The sequence below is a fragment of the Ruegeria sp. AK4 genome (assembly GCF_056541025.1).
The window spans coordinates 1-16030 of record NZ_JBQFXS010000026.1 but is presented as its reverse complement, the minus strand read 5'-3'; the positions used below and the strand labels follow the sequence as shown (position 1 = coordinate 16030).

16 protein-coding genes and 1 pseudogene are annotated in these 16030 nt (G+C 53.2%); 11 read left to right on the top strand and 6 right to left on the bottom strand.

The features are described from left to right. Positions 1-122 precede the first annotated feature (122 nt). From ACR0EZ_RS23340 to ACR0EZ_RS23320, 5 genes are all read right to left on the bottom strand, one after another. On the bottom strand, positions 123-1130 hold the full coding sequence (locus ACR0EZ_RS23340; protein ID WP_480617178.1) for an ABC transporter ATP-binding protein: 1008 nt from the start codon (positions 1128-1130) through the stop codon (positions 123-125). After that, positions 1127-2095 carry an oligopeptide/dipeptide ABC transporter ATP-binding protein gene (locus ACR0EZ_RS23335; RefSeq protein WP_480617177.1) on the bottom strand — a complete coding sequence of 323 codons (969 nt, stop codon included), beginning with the start codon at positions 2093-2095 and terminating at the stop codon, positions 1127-1129. The genes ACR0EZ_RS23340 and ACR0EZ_RS23335 overlap by 4 nt, the downstream gene beginning before the upstream one ends. 9 nt (positions 2096-2104) lie before the next feature. Continuing rightward, positions 2105-3022, bottom strand: coding sequence for an ABC transporter permease subunit (locus tag ACR0EZ_RS23330; protein ID WP_480617176.1), 918 nt, complete (start codon positions 3020-3022; stop codon positions 2105-2107). 11 nt (positions 3023-3033) lie between these two features. Continuing rightward, complete coding sequence (gene oppB / locus ACR0EZ_RS23325; RefSeq protein ID WP_480617175.1) at positions 3034-3957, bottom strand: oligopeptide ABC transporter permease OppB; 924 nt, start codon at positions 3955-3957, stop codon at positions 3034-3036. Between the two features lie 89 nt (positions 3958-4046). Continuing rightward, positions 4047-5669, bottom strand: a complete 1623-nt coding sequence (locus tag ACR0EZ_RS23320) for a peptide ABC transporter substrate-binding protein (RefSeq protein ID WP_480617174.1) — start codon at positions 5667-5669, stop codon at positions 4047-4049. Positions 5670-6088: 419 nt separating this feature from the next. On the opposite strand from ACR0EZ_RS23320, the gene ACR0EZ_RS23315 reads away from it, so the two are divergent. From ACR0EZ_RS23315 to ACR0EZ_RS23305, 3 genes and pseudogenes are all read left to right on the top strand, one after another. Then, positions 6089-7027, top strand: a complete 939-nt coding sequence (locus ACR0EZ_RS23315) for a LysR family transcriptional regulator (RefSeq protein ID WP_480617173.1) — start codon at positions 6089-6091, stop codon at positions 7025-7027. Positions 7028-7086: 59 nt separating this feature from the next. Further along, a complete protein-coding gene (locus ACR0EZ_RS23310) occupies positions 7087-7998 on the top strand; it encodes a glutaminase (protein ID WP_480617172.1) in 912 nt (303 codons plus the stop codon). A gap of 86 nt (positions 7999-8084) precedes the next feature. Further along, positions 8085-8243, top strand: a pseudogene (locus ACR0EZ_RS23305) (IS6 family transposase); the annotation flags it as partial. A gap of 220 nt (positions 8244-8463) precedes the next feature. Here ACR0EZ_RS23305 and ACR0EZ_RS23300 read toward each other — a convergent pair. Next, complete coding sequence (locus tag ACR0EZ_RS23300; RefSeq protein ID WP_480617171.1) at positions 8464-9147, bottom strand: GntR family transcriptional regulator; 684 nt, start codon at positions 9145-9147, stop codon at positions 8464-8466. 304 nt (positions 9148-9451) lie between these two features. On the opposite strand from ACR0EZ_RS23300, the gene ACR0EZ_RS23295 reads away from it, so the two are divergent. From ACR0EZ_RS23295 to ACR0EZ_RS23260, 8 genes are all read left to right on the top strand, one after another. Then, on the top strand, positions 9452-10423 hold the full coding sequence (locus tag ACR0EZ_RS23295; RefSeq protein ID WP_480617170.1) for a TRAP transporter substrate-binding protein: 972 nt from the start codon (positions 9452-9454) through the stop codon (positions 10421-10423). A 119-nt stretch (positions 10424-10542) separates the two neighbouring features. Then, complete coding sequence (locus ACR0EZ_RS23290) at positions 10543-11037, top strand: TRAP transporter small permease (RefSeq protein WP_480617169.1); 495 nt, start codon at positions 10543-10545, stop codon at positions 11035-11037. Positions 11038-11039: 2 nt separating this feature from the next. Beyond that, entirely contained in the window at positions 11040-12326 is a 1287-nt protein-coding gene (locus ACR0EZ_RS23285) for a TRAP transporter large permease (protein ID WP_480617168.1), read from the top strand. An 18-nt stretch (positions 12327-12344) separates the two neighbouring features. Continuing rightward, a complete protein-coding gene (locus tag ACR0EZ_RS23280; RefSeq protein WP_480617167.1) occupies positions 12345-12779 on the top strand; it encodes a GlcG/HbpS family heme-binding protein in 435 nt (144 codons plus the stop codon). A 9-nt stretch (positions 12780-12788) separates the two neighbouring features. Further along, the gene (locus ACR0EZ_RS23275; RefSeq protein WP_480617166.1) at positions 12789-13670 is read left to right on the top strand and encodes an NAD(P)-dependent oxidoreductase; all 882 of its coding nucleotides are present in this window, start codon (positions 12789-12791) and stop codon (positions 13668-13670) included. A gap of 56 nt (positions 13671-13726) precedes the next feature. Then, positions 13727-14470 carry an SDR family NAD(P)-dependent oxidoreductase gene (locus tag ACR0EZ_RS23270; RefSeq protein ID WP_480617165.1) on the top strand — a complete coding sequence of 248 codons (744 nt, stop codon included), beginning with the start codon at positions 13727-13729 and terminating at the stop codon, positions 14468-14470. Between the two features lie 17 nt (positions 14471-14487). After that, positions 14488-14799: a cupin domain-containing protein gene (locus tag ACR0EZ_RS23265; RefSeq protein ID WP_480617164.1), complete on the top strand. Its 312-nt coding sequence runs from the start codon at positions 14488-14490 to the stop codon at positions 14797-14799. A 5-nt stretch (positions 14800-14804) separates the two neighbouring features. Next, entirely contained in the window at positions 14805-15740 is a 936-nt protein-coding gene (locus ACR0EZ_RS23260; RefSeq protein ID WP_480617163.1) for a sugar kinase, read from the top strand. The last annotated feature ends 290 nt before the right edge of the window (positions 15741-16030 follow it).

The following is a 16030-nucleotide window of genomic DNA, read 5'->3' as shown; positions in this document are numbered from 1 at the left end:
TGCGAAGAGCCCACACTTCGGAGCATCCGCATTGCGGCCCAATCGTGGTGTTAGAAAGGTTTCTCAAACGAACAGCAGAATGGTTCCAATTCAACCGGTTTGCGGGATTTTCATTGACTAATTCAGTTGTCTTGCTGCGCAACTTTAGGGAAATGACACGCGACACCGTGACCGTCGGAGGATGTTTCAAGCTTCGGCTTCTCAACACTGCAGATTTTTTGAGCTACAGGACATCTCGTGCGAAACGGGCACCCAGACGGAGGCGATAGCGGTGACGGCAGTTCCCCGTCGACCATCAATGACGCCCGGTCCGCTGGAGCAGTCTTGTCCAAATCCGGCACAGCAGCAATCAAAGCGCGGGTATATGGGTGCGACGGGTTCCGATATATGGCGTCGCTGTCGGCCAGTTCCACCACATTACCCAGATACAGAACCATTACGCGTGTGGAGATATGTTTTACAACGCTCAGGTCATGGGCGATGAACATCAGAGAGAGATTCATCTCTTTCTGCAGATCCATCAGCAAATTGATCACCTGCGCCTGGATCGAGACGTCCAGCGCAGAAACCGGCTCGTCACAAATGATCAGCTTGGGCTCCAGTATCAGTGCCCTCGCAATCCCGATCCGCTGACACTGGCCACCGGAAAACTCATGCGGATAGCGGTTGACCATGCTGGGCAACAGGCCAACCCGCGCCATCATGGCAGCCACTTTCGAGCGGATCTCGGATCGGGGCATCTGGGGGAAATGTGTCCTTAACGGTTCGGCGATGATCTGACCTAAAGTCATGCGCGGATTCAGCGATGCTAGAGGATCCTGAAAGATCATCTGCAGGTCCTTGCGCTGGTCGCGCATGGCGTTGCTATCCAATTCCAACAGGTCCTGCCCCATCCACAACACCCGCCCGGAATGCGCAGGTACCATCCGTATGACAGCGCGGGCCAGTGTGGATTTACCGCAACCGCTTTCGCCCACGATACCCAGCGTTTCACCGCGTTTGATGTCGAAACTGATCCCATCAACTGCCTTGATGTACCGCTGTTCTTGTTTCGCTGCGAAGACGGCACGACCGTATTCGAAATAGACTTTGACATCATCGACCGTCAGCAGTGTTTCGGGGCTAGTCATGCGAGTTCCTCCGGGGACAAATGACAAGTGCGGCTGCGATCCCTCGCGAAGCGTTCCAGTCGGGGCTTTTCAACGATGCAGCGGTCAATGGTATTACTGCAGCGCGGGGAAAAAGCGCAGCCTTTGGGCGGGTGTTGCATGTTGGGCGGGTTGCCGGGAATGGTGGCCAACTTGGTGTCATTTGACTCCAACCGAGGCACCGCGTGCAGCAATCCACGGGTATAGGGATGGGTAGGTCTGGCAAAGAGTTCGCTCGTCGGGCCGGTTTCCATGACGCGCCCACCATAGAGAACCAGCGTGTTCTCGCATGATCCCTTCACAACGCCAAGGTCGTGGGTAATCAACACGATACTCATGCCGAAATCGCTTTGCAGGTCGCTGAGCAGATCCATAATTTGCGCCTGAACAGTTACGTCCAGCGCAGTTGTCGGCTCGTCGGCGATGACCAGCCTGGGATGGCATAGCAGGGACATCGCGATCATCACCCTCTGTCGCATACCACCGGAAAACTCGTGCGGGTACATGTGTACACGTCTTGCCGGATCGGGGATTTTCACCGCGTCCAGCATTCTGGTGCTGTCTTTGATGGCATCTGTTTTACTAAGCCCTTTGTGAAGCATCAGTACCTCAGCCATCTGTTTGGACACTCGGACGAACGGGTTCAGCGAGGTCATTGGATCCTGGAAGATCATCGCAATCTGCGCAGCGCGGTAGGTGTTCATCACTTTTTCCGACGCATTCAAGATCTCGGTTCCGTCGAATTTGACCGAACCGGTCACGCGCCCGTTCCCCGCGATCAGCCCCATGATTGAAAACGCTGTCTGGCTCTTCCCTGATCCGCTTTCGCCGACGATGGCCAGCGTCTTCTGTTCTCCGAGCGTAAAGCTGACGTCCTGCACGGCACGTACTTGTCCATCGGGCGTGTCGAATTCAACGGACAGATTTTTGACTTCCAACAAGCTCATGATTGGTCCCTACCTGTCTTTGGGGTCCAGCGCATCGCGCAGGCCGTCACCGATGAAGAAGAAGCAAAAGAGCGTCACAATAAAAAAAGCGAGCGGGAAGAAAAGCTGCCAGTAGGTGCCGTATTGCAGGGTCGAGGCACCTTCGGAGATCAGCGCTCCCCAGCTTGTGTTGGGCTCCTGAACGCCGAGGCCAAGGAACGAGATGAAGCTCTCGGTCAGGATCATCTGAGGCACCAGCAGGGTGGCGTAGATCACGATCACACCCAGCAGGTTCGGGATGATGTGCCGGATGACAATCACATGATGCTTGACCCCGATGGCCAGCGCCGCCTCGACATATTCCTTGGATTTCAAAGCCAACGTCTGGCCGCGTACAATCCGTGACATTTCCAGCCAAGAAATTAAACCGACGCCTACGAACAGCAACCACATCGAGCGGCCAAATACGACCAACAATAGGATCAGCACAAACATGTACGGGATCGACATCAGGATATCGACAAGCCGCATCATGATGTTGTCGGTGCGTCCGCCAACATATCCGGCGGTCGCGCCGTAAAGAGTCCCGAATGTGACGGCGATCAACGAGCCGACGATCCCCACCATGAGGGAAACCTGCGTTCCCTGAATAACGCGCGCAAAGAGGTCCCGGCCCAGTTCATCGACGCCGAAATAGTGGCCGTTTTCGAATGACGGCGCGCCTAGCGTCGCGATGTCGCCCAACACGCTCCAATCCACCTCTTCGTTGCTCCACGCGGCCATAAACGGGCCAAGAACGGCAACAAGGCATATAAAACTAAGCACGAACAGGCTGATGACGGCGGCCCGGTTCTGCAGGAACCGACGGCGCGCATCCTGCCAGAGGGAACGCCCTTTGGTCGGTGCTTCCACAAGGCCGTTTGGATCTACAATAGCGGTGTCAGACATAGTGCGGCCTCCTATAGTTTGATCTTTGGGTCAATCCAGGCGTAAAGGATGTCCACGACCAGGTTAAACAGAATGGTTAGGCAGCCGATCAGGATTGTGATCCCCATCATCACCGAATAATCCCGGTTCAGGGCCGAGTTCACAAAGGCCTGTCCGATACCGCCGGTAGTGAAATAGAGGTCGATCACGACAGAACCGGTGATCATGATCACGAAGGTCGGACCGAGGTAGGAAATCACTGGCAGCATCGCCGGCTTCAAGGCGTGTCTAAACAGGATTGCCCGTGCCGGCAGGCCCTTGGCGCGCGCGGTGCGGATAAAGTTACTGTGCATCACTTCCAACAGCGACGACCGCATGATCCGCGCAATCGACGCCATGAAACTGGTCGACAATGCGATCACCGGCATGACCAGGTAAGGCCATTGCCCACCGTTCCATCCGCCGCCGGGCAGCCATCCCAGCCATAGCGTAAAGATCAGCACCAGGATTGGTGCCATGACAAAGTTTGGCAGCACCTGTGCGCCGATAGAGATACCCACGGCAAAGTAGTCCAGCCAAGAGTTCTGGTTCAGCGCAGCCGTGATGCCCAAGGCGCACCCAAACACAACGGCAACCACAAATGCGATCGACCCATAAGTCAAAGTCACCGGAAAACCCTGAGCAATGATCTCGTTCACCGTCCGATCCTTGTATTGAAAGGAGGGACCGAAATCGAACTGAGTGACGATGCCCACTACGTAATTCCAAATTTGTAAGGGCAGGGGATCGTCCAGATGATATTTGGCTTCGATATTGGCCAACACCTCAGGGGGCAGGGGTCGGTCAGAAGAAAACGGGCCGCCGGGTGCTGAATGCATCAGCAGAAAGGAGAAGATGATCAAAACCAGCAGCGTAGGGATCGCGGATAGCAGACGTCTGATGATGAACTCGGTCATTGGGACCTCCCGTAGAAAGGGAATGTTTGGGGCGAATTCGGGATGACGTGCCGGACCAGAGACGTGGTGCGCGGCCCGGTGCCACTCAGTCAGTCAGCTGCGAAATAGAGCTCGCGCGAGTACCATTTCTGCTCGACATTCCCAACGGGCCAGTTCCGAAGATCGTCGTTCATCATGTAAACGCCTGCGTAGTGATAGATCGGAATGATCGGGAAGTCGGTGGCCAAGATTTCCTCGATACGCGTAAAACTTGCAGACGGATTGGGGCTGGTCTTGGCTTTTTCCAGCAGCGCGTCAACCTCGGCATTGGCATAGCCCGCGTCGTTATAAGCGTGAGTACTGCTCATCAAGTCAAGGAAGGACGATGCCAGGTTATACGGCCCGCACCATCCGGCGCGGCCTATGTCGAACTGCTGGTTCGAACGCGCTTCGAGGAAGGTCTTCCATTCCATGTTTTGTAGGACGGTATCGATACCCAGCTTCTGCTTCCACATCTGGGACGCGATAATCGCAATCTTCTTGTGTGCCTCGCTGGTATTGTAAAGAAGATCCAGCTCAATCTCTTCGCCAGTGTAGCCAGCCTCGGCCAGTAAAGCCGACGCGCGCGCGTCTCTTTCGGCTTGCGTCATACTACGGGCCGGCGTGTCTGGGCTGACGAAGTTCGCAGTCGCCTCGGGCGTGAACGTATAGGCCGGAAATTCGCCACCCTGTAGGATCGCGTTGGTAATTACCTCTCGGTCAATGGCGAGGTAAAGCGCCTCGCGAACACGCGGGTCCAGCAGTGCGGGGTGCGTGTTTTCAGTCATGTTGATGAAGTAATAGTAAGCACAAAGACGCGGAAAGCTGACCGCGTCGTCTGGGTGTTTTTGGCTTAGGGCATTGTATTGCCCAGTGGGCACCTCTGTGCGATCCAACTCACCGGCTAGGTAGCGCGTCAGGGCACCATTGTCGTCACTGATGACAAGAGCCTCGACCCGTTCCAAAATCGTGTTCTCGTCGTTCCAATAAAGCGGATTGCGTTCGCGCACGGATTTTTCTTGGGGGACATGTTTGGTCAGAACATAGGCACCGTTTGATACGATGTTCCCGGGCTTGGTCCAGTCCGAACCATGCGCATCAATCGCCCATTTCGGAGACGGGAATGTCGGTTCGCTCGTCGTCATCAGGGGAAAGTGCCCCATGCTGTTTTCCAACCGAACTTCCAGAGTGTGGTCATCCAGGGCTTTTACACCAAGATCGGACGGATCCATGTCTCCGGCCATAACAGCTTTGACATTCTTCAGTCCCATTTCCTTAGCGAACCAGGAATAGGGAGAGGCCGTGTTCGGATCGGCAAGTCGCTTCCATGAATACTCAAAATCGTGGGCGGTCACAGGTTTGCCGTCCGACCATTTTGCGTTGTCACGCAATTGAAAGGTGTAGACGGTGTTGTCAGCATTCGCTTCAAAATGAGTGGCGACACCCGGCACCAAATTGCCATCGGCGTCCTGGTTCATAAGCCCTTCGAAAAGGTCCCGAATGAATTCACCACCCTGTACATCTTCCGCCAGTTGCGGATCAATCGAAGCAAATTCATCACCGACGCGGTAAGTGAACACTTGTTCTTCTGCCAGCTCTTCATTTGTAACTGGATGGACATCCGCTATCAAAGGCGTTGCAAGCAACGAGATGCTAAAAACGGAGGACAGTGCGAGTGCGCGTTTCGAGGTCATGTTTGCTCCGTGTCTGGACAACGGCATCAGCAAATATGGTGCGCAAGATCACCCGAGCGGTTGATTGGCGGGTCTCTTTGTTTGCGTCGCTGTGCCTTGTGGTTCAACGTGGTTGTTTTGGTAGCAAACAATTCCTGCTTCGATTCTTGCTGAATCATCAAGATGGTTGACCTATGGTCAGCTATAGGAAATTATCACATATTTTCCAATAGGTTGATCTATGGCATGGTGTGGATCGTTTCTTGACAGCTGTCGCTCAGGAACGCGTCATCAACTTGTGAATCGATGTGGTGCATCGTATTCTGACCATAATCGACGCCCTGCCAATTTCGATCAGGAATCGCTTTCCTAAACTCAAAAGACCCAGAGCGAACGGTTGGCCACGCCATGCTTGATCATTCCTCGAAGAAAGTGGGACAATGACATTTAGGCAACTTCAGGCATTTCTGCTGGTGGTGCGAACCGGGACATTGGCGGCCGCTGCGGAACATATGGGGTTAACGCAGTCGGGCGTAAGTCGACTTGTAACCGAACTCTCCCGGAATGTGGGGTTCGAGCTTTTTACCCGCGTGGGCCGTGGCGTCACGCCGACAACGCAGGGGATGGCATTTTTTAGGATTGCTGAGGGTGTGTACAATAGTGCCGAGTCGTTACAACGTGCTGCTGCTGAAATCCGTGCGGGGATCGAAGAAAGGGTTCGCCTCGCTTGCTTGCCAACAATCGGTGCCGCTGTAATGCCGGCAGTCCTGGAATCGTTTCACCGGGACTATCCGAATGCTTTCGTCGACATCTACGATCAGCATGCCAAGGAAACTGTGGAAGCATTCCACGAAAGGAAGCTCGATTTTGCCGTAACCCATAAGGTTGGTCATATAGAAGGGATCCACACCGAGGCGTTCGCGGTTGCCGATTATGTGTTCGCTGTGCACAAGGATCATGAATTGGCCGCGCAAAAGGTGATCAGAAACACAGATCTCAGCGGACATAGCCATGTGGGGTTTGAAAGCGAAACGATGTTTCTGCCCAATGATGATGAGACACGGCTAATTGGCGAAGTGTCCGGCAGCATATCCAAGCGGATTTGGTGTCAGTCATCGGTTATGCGGTATGCATTGCTTGCCAACAAGCGAAACGTCAATATTGCAGAGCCGTTTTCCCTGCCGCTATTTACGCCGCATGGCATTGTTGCGCGCAGGTTTGAACCGCGGGTTACCATTGAGATGGAATTTGTGATGCCGACGGAAAACGCAAATGTGTCTTTGTATGTTGACCTAAAACGAGCATTTCGCAAAGCCACATCTGAATTCGCAGCCCGTCACGATCTGCCGATCTTTGTAGGCGGCGCAGAGAAGCTGTAAGCTAGGCCGGCCTCGGTGTACTGGACAACAAACGTCACTGCTAAAATTAGGATTGGCTGATGCTCGACTTACAGGCGCTGCTGACAAGCATATCAGATCGAATCTACTACGAAGCGGATTGGGGGCAGCCTGCGCAGTACATCCCGGATCTTGCCGAAATTGACCCCGCCAAGTTTGCCATCAGTGTCTGCACGGCAGACGCGATGACCTATTCCGCGGGGCTGGCCAATCAACGTTTCTCGATACAAAGCATCTCCAAAGTCTTTGCACTTATTGCGACCTTGGGACGGATCGGCGACCAGTTGTGGGCACGGGTCGACCGCGAACCCTCAGGTACTGCTTTCGACTCAATCGTTCTTTTGGAAAGCGATAAAGGTCATCCCAGAAACCCGTTTGTGAATGCGGGGGCCATTGTCACTACAGACTCACTATTGTCTGGCAGGGAACCAAAATTTGCATTGGCAGAAATCCTGAATCTCTTGCGCGCGATGACCGAGGATGATGACATTCATATCAACAGCGCCGTGGCCAGGTCCGAACAAGCGACAGGGGCCAGAAACAAGGCGCTTGCTCATTATCTGGCTTCTTATGGAAATCTCTTGAACCCGCCAGATCTCGTCCTCGGCACGTATTTCCATCAATGCGCAATTGAAATGACAACCGTCCAGCTTGCGCGGGCCGGACGTGTTCTTGCCGGTTTACATGGTGCGCCAGGAGTGATGTCCCCAAATCACGCGCGCCGTGTCAACGCATTGATGATGACCTGCGGTCACTACGATGGTTCTGGCGATTTCGCTTTTCGCGTTGGTTTGCCTGGAAAGAGCGGCGTTGGCGGCGGAATCCTCATTATTGCACCCAAAATCGCTTCCATCGGTATTTGGTCGCCAGGACTGAATCTCTATGGCAATTCAAATGCTGGCACACGGGCAGCCACCTATTTGAGTCAGGAGACCGGATGGTCAGTTTTCTGAGATATTGCATTGTTTGCAGGAATGTGCAGGGTCTTGTCAGAAGAACTTGCCTTGAGGCGGGCAGGGGGATTTCGTAGCTTTTGTCCATGACCAGACCTGCCTCATTCAATTACATTAAAACCAGTCCCGAGATCATCCGCCTTGCGGTGATGCTGTACATCCGTTTCCCGCTCTCGCTTCGGAATGTCGAAGATCTGCTGCACGAGCGCGGGATCGAGGTCAGCCATGAAACCGTCCGCTATTGGTGGAACATCTCACGCAGCAGCTTCAGCATGTCTTCGTCCGAGTTTCGCTCCCGAGCCATCTCTTGTTCCCCCTTCTCGGCCAAAGTAGTGGCCCAATTTTAGGAGGCAAAGACAGTATTGGCCCCCAAGAAGCGACAAGATTAATGAACAACCGGCTGGCAAGATAAGCACTTTGTCGGGACTAGACATTAAATGAAGTTAGCGGTACAAGTTTCAGAAATTACTCAAAATACTCCGGATGGCGTTCGTGAATAAACGCAATGGTGTCATCGAGGCGGGACAAGTGTTTTCTAACTGCGGTCTGCGCTTTTGACAAATCCCGCGAAGCGAGCCCGTTTGCGATTTCATAATGGTCTTCCAAAATGGAATTCGCTTCGCGGTCTTTCCCAAGGCCAAGCATGCAGAGACGATCCACTTTTTGCTTGCATTCTAGCATTACTTCGAATGCTAGTGGATTGCCGCCCAGAACATAGATCAGTTTGTGAAAATCATAATCAAGCGCATGGAAGGCGGGTAGATCCCCATTGGTCAGGGCGTTCTCCTGAAGGGCGAGGTTTTCGCCAAGCTTCGCATCTTTCTCTGCGTTCCAAGTTTCGATCGCTCCATGAATAACTTCAAGTTCGACAGCCCTACGAACCAAACGAGCAAGCTCCAATCGATCCATCGAAAACCCGCGCACCTCGGTCGCTTTTTGTGGCCGAATGAGCAGCAAATCCTCATTGCCTAGCCTGGTGAAGGCGTTGCGTACAGGTTGGCGGGAGACGCCAAATCGGCGTGCGACTTCGGTCTCGGACAGTTTTGTACCGGGAAGAATTTGGAGCGAAACGATCTGATCGTGTAGTGTATCGTAGACGACATCTGTGGTTGTTCGGGTCCTAATTCCGTCCACGATTTTTTCTTTCACCCTCTGATTCATAGTTCTACTGCCACGGATTACGACTGATTTAAGTAATTGTTATATGTCGATAAAAACTAGTTTGGCGTTCACTTGAAGGTACGTTTTTTTCTGGTGACATCAAAGAGCCTCTGTTCATCAGAGTCAAGGCCGTCACATGTTTCAAACGAGTTGTTGACATAACTTGGATACTAGTGTCCTTATGGGTTCAGCAGTGATTCCGGCTTTGGGAGGAAGCAGGAAGTTTTGCGACTTTCATCCTCCAGACGACACGTTTTGGCCTGTTGCTGCCCAAAAAAACGGGAGGAGACCCATGACTTCTACGAAATCGCTTTTTGCAGCAGTAACCGTTGCACTGATAGCCTCATCAGCATCGGCGGAAAGCTGGCGCGCTTGGAACATTCACAATGACGGCCACCCCAATACGGCGGCAATGGACAAGTTTGCTGAGCTTGTAGACACAGCCACAGATGGTGAAGTCACGGTAGATGTGTTCCACGGCGGCGTTCTTGGCTCGCAGCCCGATGCGCTGGAGCAAGTGCGTATTGGAGCCATCGAAGTTGGTAACTTCAACCTTGGCCCGATTGGTCCGATGGTCAAAGAGGCAAACCTTGTATCGCTTCCGTTCATTTTCAAAAGCGTTCCTCACATGTTCCGTGTGATGGAAGGTGACGCAGGCGAGGTCGTTGCCGAAGCGATGGGTGAAGCGGGTATCCTTCCACTTGCATTTTTTGACGCAGGAGCACGGTCATTCTACAGCCAGAAACCGATCAACTCTCCAGCCGATGTGGAAGGCCTGAAGATCCGAGTCATGAACAACGATCTCTACACTTCGATGATTTCGGCGATGGGTGGAAATCCGTCTCCCATGGCGTTTTCGGAAGTACAACAGGCGCTGAAGACAGGCGTCGTTGATGGTGCGGAGAACAACTTCCCGTCGTTCAAAAACGTAGGCCATTACGAAGTCACATCGCACTATTCCCTATCTGAGCATCTGATCATCCCCGAGTGCATCTGTGTGAATACAGCCAAGTTCAACGCACTTAACCCTGAACTGCAAGAAGCTGTTCGCAGTGCGGCTCAAGAAGCGGCTCTATACCAGCGCGAACTGTGGGCCGTTGGATCTGCGCAAGCGCGTTCTGACGTTGAAGCGGCTGGCATCACAGTCAACGAAATCGCAGACAAGGGCCCCTTCCAGTCCGCGATGGACGTAGTCTATGCTGACTACCTCGCTGCGAACCCTGATATGAAAGCGTTGGTCGAGATGGCCCAGGCCACCGAGTGATTTGCCAAAGCGAATACCAAAAAAATCGCGTCCGGTTTCCTTCAAAGAAGCCGGACACGTAAAACCCAAAAGGGGGCGGCATGCAAGTTTCAGGCAAGACATCAGAGTTTCTGCGGAGGATGGATTTCTTCCTCGACCTGCTCGCCAGCCTTTGTACCTTGTTGGCCGGCGTCGCCATCGTGACTATGACCGCCATCTTCGCGTGGCTGGTCTTTGGCCGGTACGTCCTCAATGACACCCCCACCTGGGTTGAACAGGTATCGCTTTTACTTGTCATGGTCATTGCCTTCCTCGGCGCAGCAGCTGGAGTGCACAACCACACCCATCTATCTGTTGTTCTTTTCCGGGGCATGGTGCCACCGAAAGTACGAACAGTCTTTGTCTGCATCACAGATATGCTGCTCGCCGGATTTGGCGCGATGATGTTCTGGTATGGGCTTGAATTGACCGAATTCAAATGGGGCACGTTGATCCCACTTATTCAATGGCCCGAGGGCCTGAGGTCCCTGCCTATGACCATTAGCGGAGCATTGGTCCTTCTGTTTTCCATCGGTCATCTGATCCGCCTGTTTCTGGGCGAGGATGCGCGCCAAGACAGTATAGATCAGGGTTAATCATGGGACTTGCAGTTCTTCTCGGGGTCTTTGCCCTTTCCGTCATCATCGGCACTCCAGTCGCTTACGCACTCGGGATTTCTGCCTTGGCTGCGTTTTGGTTTGAAGGCTTGCCCTTGTTCGTCGGCTTTCAACGAATAGTCGCAGGAATCAACGTTTTTTCGCTTATGGCGATCCCGTTTTTCATTTTCGCTGGCGAACTGATGTTCCATGGCGGCATAGCCGTCAGATTGGTAAGGTTCGCGCAAGCTGCTGTCGGTGCCGTGCGCGGCGGGCTTGGCATTGTGAACGTGTTTTCCTCCATGCTTTTTGGCGGGATCTCAGGTTCGGCGATCGCGGACATCTCCGCGCTGGGCTCAATTCTCATCCCCGTTATGAAGGACAAGGGATACGATGCTGACTATGCGGTGAATGTGACGGTGACGTCTTCCATCGCCGGGATCATCATTCCACCCAGTCACAATATGATCATCTTTGCTCTTGCCACGGGCGGTGCGGTATCAATTTCCAAGCTGTTCTTGGCGGGTGTGATCCCCGGCATCCTGATGTGCTGTTGCTTGGCAATTGCTGCGTATGTGGTCGCAGTAAAGCGCGGCTATCAGGCTGAACGGTTTCCAGGATGGACCGCGCTGGCATACGCATTTGTTGGCTCCATCCCCGGCCTGCTGACTGCGGTCATTATTGTCGGTGGTGTCCTATCAGGCATCTTTACTGTGACAGAGTCCGGCGCGTTCGGAGCTATGTATGCCTTTGTTGTCACGCTGATCGTCTACCGCAGCCTGTCATGGGATGCCTTCAAGACTGCTGTAATTTCATCCGTGCGCACAACTTCGATGGTCATGATCCTGATCGCCTGCGCCGGGGCCTTCGCCTACATGCTGACCTACAACCGCGTACCAACCAAAACGGTCGAGTTTCTTTTGGCGATAACCGAGAACCCGATCATGATTTTGCTGATGATCAATGCCGTTCTTTTGCTGCTTGGCATGATTATGGATATGGCAGCCTTGATCCTCATTTGCACGCCGATCTTCTTACCGGTGATGAATATGCTGGGGATCGATCCGCTGCAATTCGGCATGATCCTTCTGGTGAACCTTGGTCTGGGGCTTTGCACGCCTCCGGTCGGGACCTGTCTGTTTGTGGGCTGTGCGGTCGGCCAGTTGCCGATGGAAAAAGCCATTAGAACGATCTGGCCTTTCTACCTTGCGATCTTCGCAGCGCTGATGCTGATCACCTTCGTTCCTGCCATCTCGCTCACACTTCCGACTCTCCTAATCGGCCCATAAAGCCCAAAGGACGCCGCTATGCTGAATATCAAACGATTGGACATTGAAGAGGCGCGACGGCTGATCGCGGTCGCTAGGCTCAAAGCCGAAGATATCGGGGTGCCCATGTGTATCGCTGTTACCGACGAGAGTGGTATCCTTATCGCATTTGAGCGAATGGATGGCGCCAAGATTACCAGCGTCAATCTGGCGATCGACAAGGCTTATACCGCATGCGGCATCAAAAAGAGCACGCAAGCCTTAGGTGAAGTCAGTCAACCGGGAATGCCAGCGCATGGCATCGCTTCGGCCTTAGGCGGACGTATGGTGACCGTTGCCGGCGGTCTTCCTGTGCTTGCGGGTTCTGATGTCGTCGGTGGCATTGGTGTAAGCTCAGGCTCGCCTGCGCAAGATCATGACGTCGCCCAAGCTGGGGCCGATGACTTTTCCAAAATGAAAAACCCAAACGCTTAGGAGGCGAATATGTCGAATCCAAAAATCGGTTTCATTGGTCTAGGCCAAATGGGCAGCAAGATGGTTGAATGCCTCCAAAAAAATGGTTTTGATCTTGTGGTGATGGGCCGCAACAAAGCGGCAGTTGCCCAAACCGTCGCGCGCGGCGCGGTCGAGTTGAGCACCCCTAAGGAACTCGCCGCGGCCAGTGATATCGTCATGCTCTGCGTGACAACATCTGACGTGGTCGAAAGCCTGATTTACGGTAAGAATGGTATTCTTGCCGGGATCCAAAAAGGCGCGGTGGTCATAGATTTTGGCACGTCCATTCCAGCGTCAACAAAGAAAATTGGAGCGGACCTTGCGACAAAAGGAGCCGGGATGCTCGACGCGCCGTTGGGGCGTTCACCTGTGCACGCCAAGGACGGTTTGCTGAACATCATGGCAGCGGGCGATATCGAAACGTTTGAAAAAGTCAAACCTGTGCTCGATGTGCAGGGCGAGAACGTGTTCCATCTTGGCGCGCTCGGCGCGGGACATACGACCAAGCTGATCAATAACTTCATGGGTATGACAACAGCGTGTACCATGAGCCAGGCATTTGCAGTTGCAAAACAAGCGGGCATCGATGGCCAGCAGCTTTTTGAGATCATGTCTGCGGGCCCGTCCAATTCCCCGTTCATGCAGTTTTGCAAGAATTACGCCGTCGATGGTGTAAGTGATCTTGGGTTTTCGATCAGCAATGCCAACAAGGACATCGCCTACTTCGTTCAGATGATCACTGACATTGGAACCCGCTCCGAAATCGCTGAAGGCACTTCCGCAAATCTTCAAACGGCGCTTGATGCAGGGATGGGCGAAGGGAATGTACCCGAAATCTACGACATGTTCGTCAAACGCGGTGCAGCTTAGGCGGCCCACAATGGCACACGACAACTTTCAACGCTGAGCAAAGATGAGGGATGCGCATGAAACTCGCTGGAAAATCGGCAATTGTAACTGGAGCCGGCCGCGATATCGGTGCAGCAGTCGGTCTCAAGCTTGCCTCCGAGGGCGCAAACGTCGCAATAAATTATTTTGCCAGCAGCGCAGGCGCTGAGGACGTTGTGGCCAAGATCAAAGCAGATGGCGGGACCGCATTCGCGCTTCAAGGAGACCTAACGCAGAAAAGCGACGTTGACGCATTGGTGGCGCGATCTCTCGCGGAATTCGGCAGTATCGACGTTTTGGTCAATAATGCGGGCGGTTTGGTTGCCCGTAAAACAGTCGCAGAGTCCTCACTTGAACATTGGCAGTATGTGATGGACTTGAATCTGACCAGCAACTTCATGATGACGAACGCCTGTTTGGCTCATATGAAAAGCGGTGCAATTGTCAACTTGGCAAGCCAAGCTGCTCGCGATGGCGGTGGCCCCGGCTCAGTTCCCTATGCGACCTCAAAGGGCGCGATCATGACGCTGACGCGGGGTTTGGCCAAAGAGCTGGGCCCGGATATCAGGGTCAATGGGCTGTGCCCTGGGATGATTGATACTGATTTTCATAACATCCACACACCGGACGCAGGACGTCGCGGCTTTGAAGCCGCTGCGCCAATGAAACGTCAGGGCACAATTGAGGATGTCGCAAACCTTGTCCTATTCCTAGCGTGCGACGACAGTGCTTTCATTACAGGAGCTAATGTCGATCTGAATGGTGGAATGCTTTTCTCATAGTGTAGCGGAGGTACACCTTGCCTGAATTTCCAGTTGTCTCGACAGGAGAGAATGTCACACGGCAAGTTCTCTCTGATCATCCTAATCTCATGGTTGTTGCCTTTCGGTTCAGCAAAGCAGGTGCGATAGGCGCGTTGCACAGCCATCCGCATGTCCAGTCAACATATGTCGAAAGTGGCCGGTTCCGGTTCACTTTGGGCGAAAGTGACCAAGAGTTCGGGCCAGGAGACAGTTTTGTCATTCCTTCAGATCAAACCCACGGATGTGTTTGCCTGGAACCAGGAATGCTCGTGGATAGCTTCACTCCGCGGCGTGACGATTTTTTGTAGAACCCATGCGTATTTTGGCAATCGGTGAGTGCATGGCGGAGCTTGCTCCCTTGGGCGATCCAGGGGAATTCAAGGTTGGATATGCGGGCGATACGTTCAACACGGCTTGGTATTTGGCACAATTATCGCCGAATACCGAGGTCGCCTATTTCACGGCAGTTGGTGACGACACGCTATCTTGCGAAATGCGAGACTTTATTGACAGCACGGGCATTGACACCTCTCACATCCGAGAGATTTCCGGTGGAACCGTGGGTCTCTATATGATCCACCTTGCCAATGGTGAGCGTAGTTTTTCCTATTGGCGCAACATATCTGCGGCAAAACGGCTTGCGGACGACGCAGATGCGCTTGACCGGGCAATCGAAGAAGCAGATTTGATCTACTACTCGGGAATTACGTTGGGGATTCTTGGTACGCAATCGCGTGCAAATCTACTTGGCGCACTTCAAAGGGGGCGTGAAGCAGGGAAAACCGTGGCCTTCGATACAAATATCAGGCCCACCCTTTGGCCGAACGGCGAAGATATGAAACTTGCAATCATGCGCGCTGCAGAGTTCTCGGATATCGTGATGCCGTCTTTTGACGACGAAAGCGAGTGGTTTAAGGACGACTGTCCGACCGCAACACTTGAACGATATGCAAAACTTGGTGTGGACCGGATCGTTGTAAAGAACGGCGAGCATTCAGTGATTTATCAAGATGGAGACATTAGGGGGGAGGTGTCCGTTAGGCCGGAAACTTCCGCTATTGATACAACAGCCGCTGGTGATAGTTTCAACGCTGGCGTTTTGCTCAGTGTTTTGGAGAAAAGCGATTTCCGCGCAGGAATATTACTGGGCTGCCAATTGGCCAGCCACGTAATCCAAGCCAAAGGAGCGCTGGTTTCTTTCGATGCTGTGCATATGACAACCTCAGGAGATAAATCTCGATGTGTGTGAAGCGGAACAAGCAGTTTGCACGACCACTCATCGAAGAAAAAAGAACTTAATCAATGAAACAACAAGGGCGGAAAGCGGTCGTTCACTGAATCCCATTGAAACGGCAACAATACGCGGCTTGCCATTGGTCGTTTAAGTAAAGAGCAGATGTGAGTGTGCCCTGGTTTCCGCGATGATCTCAATGGCAAATGACGTTGGCGTCGGCCAGTTGGGATGCAAGATTGCTTCAACAATATCTGCATCAGCTACAAACTGCGCGTTGTGTTTCGCAGCAAGATGGCGCATGTGGT